Source organism: Nocardioides dubius, assembly GCF_039528155.1.
Lineage (GTDB): Bacteria > Actinomycetota > Actinomycetes > Propionibacteriales > Nocardioidaceae > Nocardioides > Nocardioides dubius.
In genome coordinates, this window is sequence record NZ_BAAALG010000012.1 from 82,781 (window position 1) to 99,461 (window position 16,681).

A 16,681-nucleotide genomic window follows, 5' to 3' on the forward strand; every position below is an offset into this window, starting at 1 on the left:
GCCGCCCTGGTGGGCGGCGCCGCTTCGTCGTTCTCGAGCCTGCTGGCTCAGCTCTCCTCGGTGGGCACGAACTCCACCGTGACGCTGAGCTCTTCGGCGTCCTCGGCCGGGGTGAGCACGACCTCGCCGACGATCTTCCCGGCGTTGCGCAGGTCGGTCTCGGCCTGGCCGACCGCGGCGATCTGGGCCGGGCTGCCGACGAACTCGGCGCGGCTCAGCTCGGTCTTCATCGAGACCTTCGCCTGCGACTTGGCGCCGCGCACGCCGGCCAGGGCTGCGGCCACGGAGACCAGCATGGCCGGGTCGCTGGCGGCGGCCGAGCCCAGCTCGGTGGCCCGCGGCCACGGTGCCGTGTGGATCGAGCCCTCCTGCCACCACGACCACACCTCTTCGGTGACGTAGGGCAGGAACGGCGCCAGCAGGCGCAGCACGGTGTGCAGCGCGGTGGCGAGGGTGGCCCGGGCCGACTCGGTGGCCATCCCGCCCTCGGCGTCGTAGGCGCGCTCCTTGACCAGCTCCAGGTAGTCGTCGCAGAACTGCCAGAAGAAGCGCTCGGTGACCTCGAGCGCGGTGGTGTAGTCGTAGGCGTTGAACGCGTCGGTGGCCTCGGTGACCACCTGCGCCAGGCGACCCATCAGCGCGGTGTCGACGGGGTTGGCGATCAGCGCGGGGGAGACGGTGGTGGCACCGACGCTGCCGAGCACGAACTTGGAGGCGTTGAGCACCTTCATCGCCAGTCGGCGGCCGACCTTCATCTGGGTCTCGTCGAAGGGGGAGTCCAGGCCCGGGCGAGCCATCGCGGCGCGCCAGCGGACGGCGTCCGCCCCGAACTTGTCGAGGATCTCGGTCGGGACCACGACGTTGCCCTTGGACTTGCTCATCTTCTTGCGGTCGGGGTCGACCACGAAGCCGGAGATCAGCGCGTGGGTCCAGGGCACGACGCCGTTCTCGTGGTGCGCGCGGACCACGCGGGAGAAGAGCCAGGTCCGGATGATGTCGTGCGCCTGGGTGGCCAGGTCCATCGGGAAGACCCGCTCGAACAGGTCGTTGTCGCTCTCCCAGCCGCCGGCGATGTGCGGGGTCAGCGACGAGGTGGCCCAGGTGTCCATCACGTCCGGGTCGCCGATGAAGCCGCCGGGCTTGCCGCGCTGCGCCTCGGTGAAGCCCTCGGGGGCGTCGGTGGACGGGTCGATCGGCAGCTGCGCCTCGGTCGGCAGCAGCGGGGTGCCGTAGTCCGGCTCGCCCTCGGCGTCGAGGCGGTACCAGACCGGGAACGGGATGCCGAAGAAGCGCTGACGCGAGATCAGCCAGTCGCCGTTGAGGCCGCCGACCCAGTTGTCGTAGCGGTGCTTCATGTGCGCCGGCACCCAGGTGATCTGCTCGCCGTCGGCGACCAGGGCTGCGCGCAGGTCGGAGTCGCGGCCACCGTTGCGGATGTACCACTGCCGGGTGGCGACGATCTCGAGCGGCTTGTCGCCCTTCTCGAAGAAGTTCGTCATCCGGGTGGTGGCCTTGGGCTCGCCGTCGAGGTCGCCGCTCTCGCGGAGCTTGGCGACCATCGCCTCGCGGGCGCTGAAGGTGGTCTTGCCGGCCAGGTCGGCGTAGGCGCCCGCGGCCTGCTCGGCGCCCAGCCACTCCGGGGTCTCGCGCAGCAGACGGCCGTCGCGGCCGATCACGGTGCGCACCGGAAGCTGCAGCTCGCGCCACCACATCACGTCGGTGAGGTCGCCGAAGGTGCAGCACATCGCGATGCCGGCGCCCTTGTCGGGCTCGGCGGCGGGGTGCGCCAGCACCGGGATCTCGACGCCGAAGACCGGCGAGGTGACGGTGCTGCCGAACAGCTCGGCGTAGCGCTCGTCGTCGGGGTGGGCGATCAGCGCGACCACGGCCGGGATCAGCTCGGGGCGGGTGGTCTCGATGTGGATCGGGGTGCCGTCGGGCTTGTGGAAGGCGACCCGGTGGTAGGCGCCGGCGTACTCACGGGCCTCCAGCTCGGCCTGGGCCACCGCGCTCTGGAAGGTGACGTCCCACAGCGTGGGGGCCTCCTGCAGGTAGGCCTCGCCGCGCGCGAAGTTGCGCAGGAAGGCGCGCTGGCTGACGGTCTGCGCCTTCTCGCCGATGGTGGTGTAGTGCTCGGCCCAGTCGACGGAGAGGCCGACCGTGCGCCACAGCGACTCGAAGGCCTTCTCGTCCTCCTTCACCAACTCCTCGCAGAGCGCGACGAAGTTGGGACGGCTGATCGGGATCTGCTTCTTCGGGTCCGGCTTGGCCGGGGGCGTGAAGTCGGGGTCGTAGGGCAGCGACGGGTCGCAGCGCACGCCGTAGTAGTTCTGCACCCGGCGCTCGGTCGGCAGGCCGTTGTCGTCCCAGCCCATCGGGTAGAAGACGGTCTTGCCGGTCATCCGCTGGTAGCGGGCGATCACGTCGGTGTGGGTGTAGGAGAACACGTGACCCACGTGCAGCGAGCCGGAGACGGTGGGCGGCGGGGTGTCGATCGAGTAGACGTTCTCCCGCGGCTGGGTCCGGTCGAACCGGTAGGTCTGGTCGGCCTTCCACTGCTCGGCCCACTTGGTCTCCAGGCCCTCCAGAGCCGGCTTGTCCGGTACGACGACGGCGCGCGCGTCTGCGGGCGTCGTCGGGGACAGGTCGCTCTGGGCGGGGTTCTCAGTCATAGACCCGATTCTATTGGCGTCCTCGGGTGGTCAAGAAACCCGGTTCCTCGTTACCAGGTGAGGACCGGCTTGACGGCGGCGCCGGAGGCGGAGTCGGCGATCGCGGCACCGATCTCGGCGAACGGGTAGGTGCTGATCAGCCGGTCCACGTCGAAGCGGCCCGCCGCGGCGAGCGCGAGCAGCCGCGGCACCATCTCCTGGGGGTCGGAGTCGCCCTCCACCGAGCCGCGCAGCACCTTGCCGTTCATCATCACGTCGACGGCGTCGAGGGTGAGCTCGGGTGCGCCGAGCCCGAGCACCGCGAGCTCGCCGCGCGGCCGCAGCGCGGAGACGCCGTCGCGGATCACCGCGGCCACCCCGGTGGTGTCCAGGGCGTGGCTGGCGCCGCCGCCGGTCAGCTCCTTGACCTTCTCCACCACGGACGCCCCGTCCAGCTCGGCGGGGTTGACCACGGCGGCTCCGTAGCCGGCGGCGGCCTCCAGGCGGGAGTCCATCATGTCCACGGCGACCAGGGTGCCGACCCCGGCGCCGTGGGCCGCGGCCAGGGCGGCGAGCCCGACCGCACCGGCGCCGTAGACCACCAGCGCGTCGTCGCTGCCCGGCTGCAACACGTTGAGGACCGTCCCTGCTCCGGTCTGGAAGCCGCAGCCGAAGGGGCCGATCCGGCGCAGGTCGTGCGCCTTGTCGACGACCACCGCGTTGTCGGCGTAGGCGATCGCGTGCTGGGCGAAGCTGGACTGGCCGAAGAACGATCCGAAGAGGGGTGCGCCGTCGTGCTGGTAGGTGGTGGAGCCGTCCATCCGGGTGCCGAGGTAGTTCAGCAGCACGGTCGACTCGCAGTAGCCCACGCCCTGGCGGTGGCACTGGCCGCAGACGCGACAGGCCCGGAACGAGAGCACCACGTGGTCGCCCACGGAGATCCCCTCGACCTCGGCGCCCACCTGCTCGACGACGCCGGCACCCTCGTGCCCGAAGACCCGGGGGAACATCTCCGCGGGCAGGGTGTCGCGCACCGACAGGTCGGTATGGCACAGGCCGGTGGCGGCGATCTTGACCAGGATCTCGTCGGCACGCGGCTCGGTGAGCTCGACCTCGGTCAGCGCGAAGTCGGAGCCGGGCGCGGGGGAGAGGGCAACGGTGGTCTTCACTTCTCACGCTCCAGCCAGAAGTAGTACAGGTCGGTGATGCCGTAGGTGCTCTCCAGCTTGCCGTTCATGATCCCGACCAGGGTGTCCGCGTCGACCTGCTTGAAGTGGTCGAGGACCGGGACCTTGTCGTAGACCATGGTCGCGGTGACCTCGCCGCGGAACTCCACGTTCCACAGGCTCGCGGCGCCGCCGCCCGCGGCGCGCTCGTTCGCCTGCAGGGTGCCGTCCTCGCCACGGCAGACGATCGGGGTGACGTCGGTGGCGGAGTCGAACCACTTGCCGTGCCACCGGGCTCTGCTGAGCACCGTGGAGATCGGGTGGCCGGTCGCGAAGTCGCCGCCGGTCCAGTGGCCGAGGATCTCCGCCACGCCGACGGTGGGCAGGTCGGCCCACAGGGCGTCGAGGTCGTCGGTGCTCGGTGCGGGGGCGTCCCGGAGGCGCCGGAACCGATCGGTGAGCTGGGTCATGCCGGCAATCTATGACGATGACAGCGTTACTGTCATCGTATTCGGGCCAACTAGACTGACCGGGTCATGACTGAAAACTTCCCCCCGCTCTCCGAGCACGGTCGCGCCGCGGCCACCTTCGCCGAGGCCGAGGATGCGCTGCTCTCCCGTTGGCCCGAGACGCGCCTGGAGCCGTCGCTGGACCGGATCGCCGCTTTCGCCGAGCTGCTGGGCGACCCGCAGCGCAGCTACCGGGTGATCCACCTGACCGGCACCAACGGCAAGACCTCGACCTCGCGGATGATCGACTCCCTGCTGCGCGCCCAGGAGCTGCGCACCGGGCGCTTCACCAGCCCGCACGTGGAGAAGATGAGCGAGCGGATCAGCATCGACGGCGAGCCGCTCGACGACGAGGCCTTCGTCCGGGCGTTCAACGACGTCGCGCCGTACACGCACCTGGTCGACGCCGACCAGCCGCACCCGCTCTCCTTCTTCGAGACCATCGTCGGGATGGCGTTCGCGGCCTTCGCCGATGCGCCGGTCGACGTCGCGGTGATCGAGGTCGGCATGGGCGGCTCGTGGGACGCCACCAACATCGCGGACGGCGACGTCGCGGTGGTCCTCCCGGTCGGCCTCGACCACGCCCAGTACCTGGGCGACACCGTCGACGCGATCGCGACCGAGAAGGCCGGGATCATCAAGCCCGGCTCGCGTCTCGTCCTGGCCGAGCAGTCGCCGGAGGCGGCCGCGGTGCTGCTCGCCCGGGCCGCCGAGGTCGGCGCCACCGTGGCCCGCGAGGGCGTCGAGTTCGGCGTGGTCGGCCGCAGCCCCGCGGTCGGTGGCCAGACCGTCTCGCTGCAAGGACTGCACGGCCGCTACGACGACCTCTTCCTCCCGCTCTACGGCGCGCACCAGGCGCAGAACGCCGCCGTCGCGCTGGCCGCGGTCGAGGCCTTCGGCGGCGACGAGCCGCTGAGCGACGACCTGGTCCGCGAGGCGTTCGCCCGGGTCGACTCGCCGGGCCGGTTGGAGGTGGTCCGGCGCAGCCCGACCGTCGTCCTGGACGCCGCCCACAACCCGGCCGGTGCCGCGGCGACCGCCGCGAGCCTGGTCGAGTCCTTCGCCTTCTCCCCGCTGATCGGCGTGATCGGCGTGATGGGCGACAAGGACGTCGAAGGCGTGCTGGCCGCGTTCGAGCCGGAGATGACCCACCTGATCGCGACCCGGAACTCGACCCCGCGCTCGCTGCCCGCCGCCCAGCTGGGGGAGATGGCGCGCGAGATCTTCGGCGAGGACCGGGTCACCGTGGTGGAGTCGCTCGCCGACGCCATCGACCTGGCGGCCACCCTCGCCGAGGACGGTCAGGCCTACGGCGACTCGATCGGCTCCGGCGGCGTGCTGGTCACCGGCTCGGTGGTCACCGTCGGCGAGGCGCGGGAGATGTTGAAGGGCCGCGACGTGATGCGCACCGATCTGAAGGGCAACGACCGATGAGCACCGACCAGCCGACCGGCGTCGAGCTTCCCGCCGAGGCCAAGAAGTCCCCGCGCCGGGCGATGTGCGCGGCGATCCTCTCCCTCGAGGCGATCATGCTGGGCCTCAGCTCGGCGGTGATGATCACCCTCGCCGACGTCGAGCCCGCGGTGGCGCTGAGCATCGGGCTCGGGCTCGCGGTGGCCTGCTTCGTGGTCGCCGGCATGCTGCGCGCCGAGTGGGCCTACCACGCGGGAACCGCGATCCAGGTCGCGGCGATCCTGCTCGGCTTCGTGGTGCCGACGATGTTCTTCCTCGGTGCGCTGTTCGCCCTGCTGTGGGGCTCGGCCATCTTCCTGGGCCGCAAGATCGAGCGTGAGCGCGCCGAGGCCTGGGCGAAGTGGGCCGCCGAGCAGTGAGCTGACCGCCCGCTCGTGCGCCGGTCGTGCACAGGGCGGGCACCGGGGGTTTGCGCCCCATCCGCCGGGGTAGAGCCTGGTCATGGACTCTCGGACCCAGGTGCTCGACGACCCCTTCTGGTCGGTGGTCGCGGCCCGACACCCTGACCTCGACATCGTGCTGCTGCCCGCCGCGGCGGGCGATCCGGAGCCGGATCTGGCGACCCCGGTCTTCGACGCCACCGCCGAGCAGGTGGCCGAGATCGTCGAGCTGGTCGAGGGCTACCGCCCGGCGTTCGGGCTCGCCCCGGACCGGCATGCCGAGGTGGTGGCCGGGCCGACCCCCGACACCGTCGAGGTCCGCCTCAAGCACAGCGGCCCCGATCCCGCCGGGGCCGAGATCCTGGCCCTGATCCAGAGCGCGGCGGACCGGACCCGCCGCACCGAGGGCCCCGTCGTCCGGGTCTCGGCGACCTTCGACCTGGTCCGGGTGCAGGCCACCTGGGCGCAGGCCACCGAGGTGCTGGTGGTCCGGGTGACCTCCCCGGCGCTGCGGGTCGGCACCGACCTGGCAGCCCGCCTGCTGGGGAGGGCCTGATGCCCACCATCCCGGTCGAGGTCGGCGTCCGGGCCGGCGAGTGGGACCAGCAGAACGTCGACGTCACCTCGGCGGCGCAGGTCATCGCGGACGCCGACACGGCCGGCTTCAGCAGCCCGGTCACCGCCGCGGCGAGTGGCTTCGGCACGGCGTGGCGCGGCCACCTGACCACGCTGGCCACCGACGCCGAGGGGTTCGCCGACGGCCTGCGCGGCAGCATCCAGGCCTGGTTCGACTCCGACGTCACCGCCACCGACCAGCTGTTCTACGACCTCGACGCCCAGCAGCTGCACGCGGCCCTGGTGGAGCAGCGATGAGTGTGATCACGCTGCCGGCCGACCCGCGGACCATCCCGGCGCTGGTCTGCGACCCGGCCGCGATCGACGCCTTCGCCGCCGACCTGCTCACCGCCTCCACCCAGGTCGACGACCTCGGCACCTTCGTCGCCGGCACCGCGCCGATCGCGACCTGGAGCGGGGACGACGCCGTCGCCTACCACCAGCAGATCAAGCCGCTGGGGGAGCGGGCCGACGCGATGTCGCTGGCGCTGCGACAGGTCGCCCGGCGCTCGGCCAGCCATGCCGAGCGGATGCAGGAGCTGGTCACCGAGCGGGTCGACCTGGTCTCGCGCCGTGGGTCGCTGGTCGGACAGCTCAACGGCCTGCGGCTGAGCGCGCCGATGGTGCCGGCCGACCAGGTCGCCGACTTCCAGGCGGACTGTGACGCGCTGGCCACCCAGATCGGCGTCTTCGACGAGGACGTGGCCACCTGGGTCAGTGGCATCGCCACCGAGGAGAACGCGATGGTGGCCGCCTTCGACGGGATGCTGAGCTGGCAGCAGGTGAAGGCGCGCTACGAGGGGGTGCCCGATCCGGCCGACGCCGCGCTGGCCCGCAAGCCCGGCGCGGACGCCGGGCCGGACGTCGTCCGGGAGTGGTGGGAGAGCCTCTCGGAGAGCGAGCAGCAGGCGATCCTGGCGGCGTCGCCGGGCTCGGTCGGCAACCTGGACGGCATCCCCGCCTCGGTGCGCGACGAGGCGAACAGCACCGCGCTGGCACGCGACCTCGCGATGCTGGAGCTGCTGGAGTCGCGCGACCAGCTCACCGGGGCCGAGGAGGAGCACCTCACCAACGCCCGGGCCGCGCGCGACGCGCTGGAGCGGGTGGCCGACCGTGACGACCCGGTCACCGGTCAGCCGGTCACCAGCCAGCTCTACATCTACGACCCGACGGCCTTCGACGGCGATGGCCGCGTCGCGGTGGTGGCCGGCGACCTCGACACCGCGGACAACGTCGCGGTGATCACCCCCGGCCTCACCAACGACGGCACCAAGATCCCCGGCCAGACCTCGAGCGCGCTCAACCTCTACGAGGCGGCGCGTGCCGACGACCCGAGCCAGAGCACCGCGGTGGTGGCGTGGATGGGCTACGACGCCCCCGACGACGGCGACAGCCTGGGGGTCGGATTCGAGCACATGGCCGAGAACGGCGGGGAGCGGCTCGCGGACACCTTCGACGGGATCAACGCGATCCGTGACGACGACCCGCACCTGGTCGCCGTGGGCCACAGCTACGGCTCCACCACCACCGGCACCGCGGCGACCGATGAGGGCCTCGACGTCGGCGACATCGTGCTGCTGGGCAGTCCCGGGCCGGGCGACAGCGCCGGGCACGCCTCGGACCTCGGCGTCGGCGAGGAGCATGTCTGGGTGGGCAGCAACAGCCGCGACCCGGTGGCCGACCTGGGCGACAAGGGGTGGGTCAACAAGGGCAACGTGGAGCTGGGCCTCGGTCGCGATCCGGCCGAGGACGACTTCGGCGCGAACCGCTTCGAGGCCGAGGCGACCGACCGCGGCGACGGCCTCAACCCGCTCAACGACCACTCGAAGTACTTCGACCACGACAGCGAGTCGCTCGACAACCTCGCCCAGATCCTCAATGGTGACTACGACGACGTCGAGCAGGCCGAGCACAAGTACGACCCCTGGTACAGCGGTCCCGTCGATCCCGAGTGGGACCGAACCCCTGAAGTCGAGGACACCAGAGGAGACGAGTCGTGAGGCGAGCAGCCGGACTGGTGCTGGCGACGGTGGCGATGATGGGAGTGCTGGTGGCCTGCGGAGACGACGAAGGCGACGACGGCGGCACCGCCGCCCCGGACGCCGCCCGCACCCTGGAGGAGCAGCGCGAGGACGTGCGCAAGGTGGCCCTGCAGGTAGCCCCGGCGCTGGCCGACTCGGTGACCGGGTCGCTCACCTTCCTGCGCGGGAGCTGGGCCGGCTGCACCAGCGCGGACCAGTGGACCTACCGCGACTTCAAGTACCGGGTGGCCGGGCGGATCGACGCCACCGGGCTCTCCGTCGACTCGCTGACGGCGTTGACCACGGTGCTCACCGACGAGGGCTTCGAGGTGAGCGTCGCCGACGACTCCGACAAGCAGGGGGTGGACGGGGTGCGTGACGACCTCGCCACCGGGCTCAACCTCTATCCCGAGGACGGCTTCGTGCTGATCTCCTTCGCCGGGCAGTGCGTCGAGGTCCCCGAGGACGAGCGCGACGCCTGGGCGCAGCGTGGCGAGCCCGACAAGAACCTGGTGCCGCCCGCGGCCAGCTCACCGGCCGAGTGAGCCCGGGGCCGAGCCAGCGTGGGCGCCGATCGGGCGGGTCGGTAGGGTCGGGGCCATGACGCAGCGCACTTTGGTGATCCTCAAGCCCGACGCCGTTCGCCGGGGTCTGGTCGGCAACATCCTGGCCCGCTATGAGGCCAAGGGGCTCGCCATCGCGGCGCTGGAGCACCGCACCATCGACGGTGAGATGGCCGACCGGCACTACGCCGAGCACGTCGAGCGGGACTTCTACCCGCCGCTGCGCACCTTCGTGACCTCCGGTCCGCTGGTGGTCGCCGTGCTCGAGGGCGACGAGGCGATCGAGGTGGTCCGCGGCCTGAACGGCGCCACCGACGGCCGCAAGGCCGCCCCGGGCACGATCCGCGGCGACCTGTCGATGTCCAACCGCGAGAACCTGGTGCACGGCTCCGACTCGCCCGAGTCCGCCGAGCGCGAGATCGGGATCTGGTTCCCGAACCTCTGAGCATGAACCGGCGCCGGCTGGCCGCCCTGCTGGTCACCGTGGGGCTGGCCGGCTGCGCCGGCAGCGGCACGGGTGCCGATCCGATCGACCCGGCCGACCCGCCATCGGTGGCCGCCGGCCGCTGCGACGGCGTCACCCGGTCCGAGGTCAGGGGTCCCGAGCCCGGGTACGGGCCGCACACGATGCGCACCTACCCGGTGGCCGCAGCGGTCTGCGCCGGCTACTGGGTCGAGGGGATGGACGACTGGTTCATCCCGCAGTCGATCGAGCTGATCGGCTCGCGGGTCCTGGTCGGTGGCTACCAGCGCAGGAGCCCGCGGCTCGGCGACCACCCGTGCCAACTGCTGGAGCTCGACCCGAGGACCGGGCGCACGGTCGGCTTCCTGGCCCGCTGGGAGGCGCCGGTCTACAGCAGCGCGCCCACCTTCTGCCGCCACTCCGGCGGGATGGAGGCGAGCCCCGCCGGGCTCTGGCTGGTCGAGTCGAACCGGCTCTGGCTGCTCGACGCCGACCGGCTCTTCGACGGCGACCCGGTGCGCCGGGTCTGGACCCTGCCGCCGCAGGTGAAGGGCTCGACCCTGGTCGTGGACGGCGACCGGCTGGGCATCGGCCGGTTCCGGATCGACCGCTCGGCGCGGATGGCCTGGTTCTCGATCCCCGAGATCCTGGCGGCCGACGGCGCGGTGCCGGCGCCGGTGCGCTGGCGCGGCGTGCCGCGCCGGCTGCAGGGGATCGCCACCGGCCCGGGCGGGATCTGGTTCACCAGCACCGGCACCCACTGTGCCGAGCTGCACGCACCCGACGGTCGTCGGCTCGCCTTCGTGCCCGGCGCTGAGGACGTCGAGTTCGTGGGGCGCGACATCTGGACCGTCAGCGAGGCGGGCGCCCGGTACTTCCTGGACCCCGACGAGGAGACCGTTCCCGCCGTCCTGCGCCTGGACCGCGACGCCGTCCTGAACGGCCCGGAGCAGCACTGCTCCTGGTGAGGCGCGTCGCGTCGCCAGCCTGGGCGTGTCCTCCCCGATCCGGGGGGTTGGCGCTCCTAACCTCGGAGATGGCGACCTGTACCCCGGTGCAGCGCTGCGTGACCTTCCCCCACGACGTACGAGCAAGGGCAGTAATCCGATGGCGAACAGCATCATCGGTCGAGACATGGCCGTCGATCTCGGCACCGCAAACACGTTGGTCTACGTGCGCGGCAAGGGCGTGCTGGTGGACGAGCCCTCGGTCGTGGCGATGAACACCAGCACCGGCGAGATCCTGGCCGTCGGCCACGAGGCCAAGCGGATGCTCGGCCGGACCCCGGACAACATCACCGCGATCCGCCCGCTCAAGGACGGCGTGATCGCCGACTTCGACAGCTGCGAGGCGATGCTTCGCCACTTCATCCGCCAGGTCCACCGTCGTGGCTACCTCGCCAAGCCGCGCGTGGTGATCTGCGTGCCCAGCGGGATCACCCCGGTCGAGCAGCGCGCGGTCAAGGAGGCCGGCTACCAGGCCGGCGCCCGCCGGGTCTACATCGTCGAGGAGCCGATGGCGGCCGCCATCGGCGCCGGCCTGCCCGTGCACGAGGCGACCGGCAACATGGTCGTCGACGTCGGCGGCGGCACCACCGAGGTCGCGGTGATCTCGCTCGGCGGCATCGTCACCTCGCTCTCGATCCGCACCGCCGGCGACGACCTCGACCAGGCGATCATCGCGTGGATGAAGAAGGAGTACTCCCTGATGCTGGGGGAGCGCACCGCCGAGGAGATCAAGATGACCCTCGGCTCGGCCTTCCCGCTGCCCACCGAGCCCGAGGCCGAGGTCCGCGGGCGGGACATGGTCTCCGGCCTGCCGCGCACCGTCGTGGTCTCCAGCGCCGAGGTGCGCCAGGCGCTCGAGGAGCCGCTGCACAACATCGTCGACGCCGTGCGCACCACGCTCGACCAGACCCCGCCCGAGCTGGCCGGCGACATCATGGACCGTGGCATCGTGCTGACCGGTGGCGGCGCCCTGCTCCGTGGCCTGGACGAGCGGCTGCGCCACGAGACCGGGATGCCGGTGCACGTGGCCGACGAGCCGCTCAGCTCGGTGGCGCTCGGCGCCGGCCGCTGCGTCGAGGAGTTCGACGCCCTGCAGCAGGTGCTGGTCGCCGACCGACGGCGGTTCTGATGGCCGGTCCTTGGCGCGAGCGACGCTGGAAGCGCGAGGTCGCCGGCTCGGAGCAGGACCGCTCCGCCCGTGCCGTGCTGATCGCCCTGGTGCTGGCCAGCGTGACGCTGATCGTCCTCGACCACCAGGCCGATGGTCCCCTCGACGCCGCGCGCCGCGCGGTCGGCGAGGTCGTCGGCCCGGCCGAGTCGGTCGGCGACGCCGTCGTGGAGCCGTTCGCGGCGATCCCCGACTTCTTCCGCACCCGCTCCGACCTGCGTGACGACGTCCGTGAGCTGCAGGCCGAGAACGACCGGCTGCGCAGCGAGGCCAATACCGCCGACCTCGACCGCAACCGGCTCGCCGAGTACGACGGGCTGGCCAAGGCCGCCACCGACATCGGCTACTCGCTGCTGCCCGCCAAGGTGATCGGGGTGGGCCCGCGGCAGTCCTTCTCGCAGACGGTGACGATCGACGCCGGCAGCTCCTCGGGGCTGACCTCCGACCTGACCGTGGTCAACTCCCGCGGCCTGGTCGGGCGGGTGATCCGGGTGACCCGGACCACCGCCACCGTGCTGCTGGTCCTGGACACCGACTCGGTGGTCGGCGGCCGGCTCGCCTCCAGCATGGAGATCGGCTTCCTCAAGGGCCGCGGCGAGATCGGCGACGACGCCCTGCTCGACCTCGAGCTGATCGACGACACCGTGATCGCCACCAAGGGCGACGTGGTGACCACCTGGGGCAGCAAGGACGGCGCCCCCTACGTCGCCGGCGTCCCGATCGGCAAGGTGGTCTCGGTGATCAGCAGCCCCCGTGAGACCAGCCGGGTGGCGCGGATCGAGCCGTTCGTCGACTTCAGCTCGCTCGACCTGGTCGGCGTGGTGGTGCCGGGCGGCACCAGCAGCGACCGGGTGATCTTCGACGCGGAGGGGAGCCGATGAGCCTCGTTCGCGCCGGCGGTGCCGTCCTCGCCGTCATCGTCGCGGTGGTGCTGCAGGTGACCGTCTTCTCGCACCTGGCCTGGGACGGCGTCGTGCCCAACGTGGCGCTGCTGGTCGTGGTGGCCGCAGCCCTGGTGCGCGGGCCTCAGTTCGGTGCCCTGATCGGCTTCGCGGCCGGGGTGCTCATCGACCTCGCCCCGCCCGCCGACCACCTGGCCGGACGCTGGGCGCTCGCCCTGGTGCTGGTCGGCTTCGTGGCCGGCCTGGTGCGCCAGGACTCCCGGATCACCGTCCCGATGATGCTGGGCACGGTCGCTGCCGCCTCGTTCGTCGGCACCTCGATCTTCGCGATCACCGGCCTGCTCCTCGACGACGGCACCACCGGTGTGGTGGAGATGCTGCAGGTGATCGGGATCGGCATGGTCTTCGACGTCGCGCTGACCCTGCTGATCGTGCCGCCGACGATGGCGCTCTTCCGCCGCATCGAGCCGCCCCGGTACGTGGCATGGTGAGCGCGGGCGCGCAGCGCAGCCGGTTGCGACTGATCGTGATCCAGGCGCTGGTGGTGAGCCTCTTCGCGACCCTCCTGGTGCGGCTGTGGTACCTCCAGGTCGCCGGCGGCGAGGTCTACCAGGCCAAGGCGGAGTCACAGTCCATCCGCGAGGTGGTGCTGCAGCCGGACCGCGGCCTGATCGTCGACGCCCAGGGCCGCTCGCTGGTCGCGAACCGGAACATCTGGGTGGTCTCGATCGATCGCACCACGCTCGGCAAGCTCCCCGACGACCAGGACGAGCAGCTGCTCGCCAGCGTCGCCAAGGTGCTCAAGGTGAAGGTGGCCAAGCTCGAGGCGCGACTGCTCAACTGCGGCACCGACGGCGCGGTCGCCGGCACCTGCTGGAACGGCTCGCCCTATCAGCCGGTCCCGGTCGCCGAGGACGTCGACCAGAAGGTCGCGCTGCGGATCAAGGAGCAGCCCGAGGACTACCCGGGCGTCGTCGTCCAGCAGCAGTCGGTGCGCTCCTACCCCTCGCCGTACGGGATCAACGCCGCGCACCTGCTCGGCTACCTGAGCCCGATCACCGAGGACGAGATCGACCTGGCCACCGAGGAGGAGGACACCTCCGTCAACGGTGCCTCCCAGGTCGGTCGCGCCGGGATCGAGAAGCAGTACGACGCGTGGCTGCGCGGCATGCCCGGCTACCAGCGGGTGGAGGTGAACTCGGTCGGCGAGGTGATGCGCGAGAACGGCGTCGACGCGGGTCGTCCCGGCGACACCCTGGTCACCTCGATCGACGCCAAGGTGCAGTCGGTGGTCGAGGACCAGCTCGCCGAGACCATCGCCACCGCCCGCGCGACCCATGACACGGTGACCGGTCGCAACTACGTCGCCGACTCCGGCGCCGCGGTGGTGATGGAGGCCGACACCGGCCGGATCGTGGCGATGACCAGCGCGCCCACCTACGACCCCGGCGTCTGGGCCGGCGGGATCACCCAGAAGCAGCTGTCGCGGCTCTACTCGGAGAAGGCCGGCACCCCGCTGCTCTCCCGGGCCACCCAGGGGCAGTTCGCCCCCGGCTCGACCTGGAAGCCGATGATGACCGCAGGCGCGCTCACCAACGGCTACTCGCCGTCGACGCGGCTGGCCTGCTCCTCGTCGTTCCAGGTGGGCAACCGGGCGTTCAAGAACTACGAGTCGGGCGCCTACGGCTCGATCGGCTTCGACCGGGCCCTCGAGGTCTCCTGCAACACCTTCTTCTACCGGATCGGCTACGACTTCTGGCGCCGGCTGGGCAGCGACGTGGCCGACGTCAACGCCAAGGACCCGCTCGTCGCCGAGGCCAAGAAGTTCGGCTTCGGCAAGGAGACCGGGATCGACCTGCCCGGCGAGGCGTCGGGGCGGATCGCGGACCGCAAGTGGAAGCGCTCCTACTACGAGTCGCAGAAGGACTACTACTGCGGCATCAGCGAGAAGCCGCCGGCCGACGCCAGCGACTTCCTGCGTCGCTTCGCCCGCGAGTTCTGCATCGAGGGCTTCGCCTACCGGGCCGGTGACGCGGTGAACTTCGCGATCGGCCAGGGCGACACCATCGTCACTCCGCTCCAGCTGGCGCGGGCCTACGCCGCGTTCGCCAACGGCGGCACCCTGTGGGAGCCGCGGATCGGCAAGGCGATCGTGGACCCCGAGGGCAACGTGGTGAAGCGGATCAAGCCCAAGAAGCAGGGCAGCGTGAAGCTGCCGAAGTCGGTGCTCGACTACATCGACACCGCGCTGAGGGGCGTCACCACCCGGGGCACGATGTCGTGGCGGATGACCGGCTTCCCGCTCCAGGAGATCCCGATCCGCTCCAAGACCGGCTCGGCCGAGGTCTACGGCAAGCAGTCCACCTCGTGGGTGGCCTCCTACTCCGACGACTACGTCGTGGTGATGATGGTGACCCAGGGCGGCACCGGCTCCGGCACCGTGGGCCCGGCGATCCGCAAGATCTGGGAGGCGCTCTACGGCGTCACCGGCACCGAGGCCAAGCGCGGCAATGCCGCGATCCCCGGCGTGGTGGCCGGCGACGAGCTGCCGGTCTTCGCCCCGGACGGTGCGATCCTGCCGCCGAGCAAGGGAGCGAAGCGGTGAACCGCCGACACGGACTCGACTGGGTGCTGATGGGCGCCGTCGGACTGCTGGTGCTGATCGGCACCCTGCTGGTCTGGTCGGCGACCAGCAGCCGCGAGGCGCTGACCGGCGGCGACTCCACCGCCTACCTGGCCAAGCAGCTGGTGAACGTCGCGATCGGCGTCGTGCTGATGGTGATGGTGATGGCCACCGACCATCGCTGGCTGCGGATCATCGTGCCCGCGATCTATGCCGCCTCGGCGCTGGGCCTCGTCCTGGTGCTGGTGATGGGCACGACCATCAACGGCTCGCGCTCGTGGCTGATGATCGGCGGGATGTCGATCCAGCCGTCGGAGTTCGCGAAGCTGGCGGTGGTGGTCGGGATGGCGTTGCTGGTCTCGGAGCGGGCCGCCTGGTCGCGCCCGGTCGGCGTCGTCGACGTCGCCGCGATGCTGGCGGTGGCCGGCCTGCCGGCGGCGCTGATCCTGTTGCAGCCCGACCTCGGCACCATGCTGGTGCTGACCGCGACCGTCTTCGGGATGCTCGCCGTCGCCGGGGTTCCACGCCGCTGGGTGGGCGGCCTCCTCGCCGGCGGCATCGCCGTGGCGGCGCTGGCCATCTCGGCCGGGGTGCTCAAGCAGTACCAGATCGATCGGTTCATGGCGTTCACGAACCCGGCGCTCGATCCGCGAGGTGCGGGCTACAACACCGAGCAGGCGCGGATCGCGGTCGGCAACGGCGGGATCTTCGGCCAAGGCCTCTTCGACGGCTCGCAGACCAAGTCCGGCTTCGTGCCCGAGCAGCACACCGACTTCATCTTCACCGTCGCCGGTGAGGAGCTCGGCCTGCTCGGTGCCGGCCTGGTGATCGCGCTGCTCGGGGTCATCGTCTGGCGCGCGCTGGCCATCGCGGTCCGCGCCGAGGACATGTTCGGCCGGGTGGCCGCTGCCGGCATCGCCTGCTGGATCGGCTTCCAGGCCTTCCAGAACATCGGCATGTGCCTGGGCATCATGCCGGTCACCGGGGTGCCGCTGCCCTTCGTCTCCTACGGCGGCTCGTCGATGTTCGCCGCCATGCTCGCGGTCGGCGTGCTGCAGAACATCCACCTGCGCTCGTCGTCGGCGATCCCGACCGCCTTCACCACGCCGACCCGGCACCTGGTCCGCCGCTGAATTCCAG

General features: G+C 71.5%; 16 protein-coding genes. 13 read left to right on the forward strand and 3 right to left on the reverse strand.

The window, feature by feature from the left end:
- Nucleotides 1-47 precede the first annotated feature (47 nt).
- Genes valS through ABD151_RS16605 form a run of 3 tightly spaced genes read right to left on the reverse strand, consistent with a single transcriptional unit; the run spans nt 48 to nt 4,287 of the window.
- Complete coding sequence (valS, locus tag ABD151_RS16595) at nt 48-2,672, reverse strand: valine--tRNA ligase (protein WP_343995902.1); 2,625 nt, start codon at nt 2,670-2,672, stop codon at nt 48-50.
- A gap of 50 nt (nt 2,673-2,722) precedes the next feature.
- On the reverse strand, nt 2,723-3,820 hold the full coding sequence (locus ABD151_RS16600; RefSeq protein ID WP_343995903.1) for an NAD(P)-dependent alcohol dehydrogenase: 1,098 nt from the start codon (nt 3,818-3,820) through the stop codon (nt 2,723-2,725).
- Nucleotides 3,817-4,287: a DUF4334 domain-containing protein gene (locus ABD151_RS16605; RefSeq protein ID WP_343995904.1), complete on the reverse strand. Its 471-nt coding sequence runs from the start codon at nt 4,285-4,287 to the stop codon at nt 3,817-3,819. The genes ABD151_RS16600 and ABD151_RS16605 overlap by 4 nt, the downstream gene beginning before the upstream one ends.
- A 66-nt stretch (nt 4,288-4,353) precedes the next feature.
- Here ABD151_RS16605 and ABD151_RS16610 point away from each other — a divergent pair, with 66 nt between their 5' ends.
- From ABD151_RS16610 to rodA, 13 genes are all read left to right on the forward strand, one after another.
- A complete protein-coding gene (locus ABD151_RS16610) occupies nt 4,354-5,760 on the forward strand; it encodes a bifunctional folylpolyglutamate synthase/dihydrofolate synthase (RefSeq protein WP_343995905.1) in 1,407 nt (468 codons plus the stop codon).
- Nucleotides 5,757-6,158 carry a DUF4233 domain-containing protein gene (locus ABD151_RS16615; protein WP_343995906.1) on the forward strand — a complete coding sequence of 134 codons (402 nt, stop codon included), beginning with the start codon at nt 5,757-5,759 and terminating at the stop codon, nt 6,156-6,158. Before ABD151_RS16610 ends, ABD151_RS16615 begins: the two co-directional genes overlap by 4 nt.
- An 82-nt stretch (nt 6,159-6,240) precedes the next feature.
- Nucleotides 6,241-6,735: a hypothetical protein gene (locus ABD151_RS16620; RefSeq protein ID WP_343995907.1), complete on the forward strand. Its 495-nt coding sequence runs from the start codon at nt 6,241-6,243 to the stop codon at nt 6,733-6,735.
- Nucleotides 6,735-7,052 (forward strand): hypothetical protein, encoded by a 318-nt coding sequence (locus ABD151_RS16625; RefSeq protein ID WP_343995908.1) that lies wholly within the window; start codon nt 6,735-6,737, stop codon nt 7,050-7,052. Before ABD151_RS16620 ends, ABD151_RS16625 begins: the two co-directional genes overlap by 1 nt.
- A complete protein-coding gene (locus ABD151_RS16630; RefSeq protein ID WP_343995909.1) occupies nt 7,049-8,794 on the forward strand; it encodes an alpha/beta hydrolase in 1,746 nt (581 codons plus the stop codon). Before ABD151_RS16625 ends, ABD151_RS16630 begins: the two co-directional genes overlap by 4 nt.
- On the forward strand, nt 8,791-9,360 hold the full coding sequence (locus tag ABD151_RS16635; protein WP_343995910.1) for a hypothetical protein: 570 nt from the start codon (nt 8,791-8,793) through the stop codon (nt 9,358-9,360). The genes ABD151_RS16630 and ABD151_RS16635 overlap by 4 nt, the downstream gene beginning before the upstream one ends.
- Before the next feature lie 55 nt (nt 9,361-9,415).
- Nucleotides 9,416-9,823 carry a nucleoside-diphosphate kinase gene (ndk, locus tag ABD151_RS16640; protein WP_343995911.1) on the forward strand — a complete coding sequence of 136 codons (408 nt, stop codon included), beginning with the start codon at nt 9,416-9,418 and terminating at the stop codon, nt 9,821-9,823.
- A gap of 2 nt (nt 9,824-9,825) precedes the next feature.
- On the forward strand, nt 9,826-10,809 hold the full coding sequence (locus ABD151_RS16645; RefSeq protein ID WP_343995912.1) for a putative periplasmic lipoprotein: 984 nt from the start codon (nt 9,826-9,828) through the stop codon (nt 10,807-10,809).
- 139 nt (nt 10,810-10,948) lie between these two features.
- Nucleotides 10,949-11,977 carry a rod shape-determining protein gene (locus ABD151_RS16650; protein WP_343995913.1) on the forward strand — a complete coding sequence of 343 codons (1,029 nt, stop codon included), beginning with the start codon at nt 10,949-10,951 and terminating at the stop codon, nt 11,975-11,977.
- Nucleotides 11,977-12,897: a rod shape-determining protein MreC gene (gene mreC / locus ABD151_RS16655; protein WP_343995914.1), complete on the forward strand. Its 921-nt coding sequence runs from the start codon at nt 11,977-11,979 to the stop codon at nt 12,895-12,897. The genes ABD151_RS16650 and mreC overlap by 1 nt, the downstream gene beginning before the upstream one ends.
- Nucleotides 12,894-13,409: a rod shape-determining protein MreD gene (gene mreD, locus ABD151_RS16660; RefSeq protein WP_343995915.1), complete on the forward strand. Its 516-nt coding sequence runs from the start codon at nt 12,894-12,896 to the stop codon at nt 13,407-13,409. The genes mreC and mreD overlap by 4 nt, the downstream gene beginning before the upstream one ends.
- On the forward strand, nt 13,403-15,523 hold the full coding sequence (mrdA, locus tag ABD151_RS16665) for a penicillin-binding protein 2 (protein WP_343995916.1): 2,121 nt from the start codon (nt 13,403-13,405) through the stop codon (nt 15,521-15,523). The genes mreD and mrdA overlap by 7 nt, the downstream gene beginning before the upstream one ends.
- The gene (gene rodA, locus ABD151_RS16670; RefSeq protein ID WP_343995917.1) at nt 15,520-16,674 is read left to right on the forward strand and encodes a rod shape-determining protein RodA; all 1,155 of its coding nucleotides are present in this window, start codon (nt 15,520-15,522) and stop codon (nt 16,672-16,674) included. Before mrdA ends, rodA begins: the two co-directional genes overlap by 4 nt.
- The last annotated feature ends 7 nt before the right edge of the window (nt 16,675-16,681 follow it).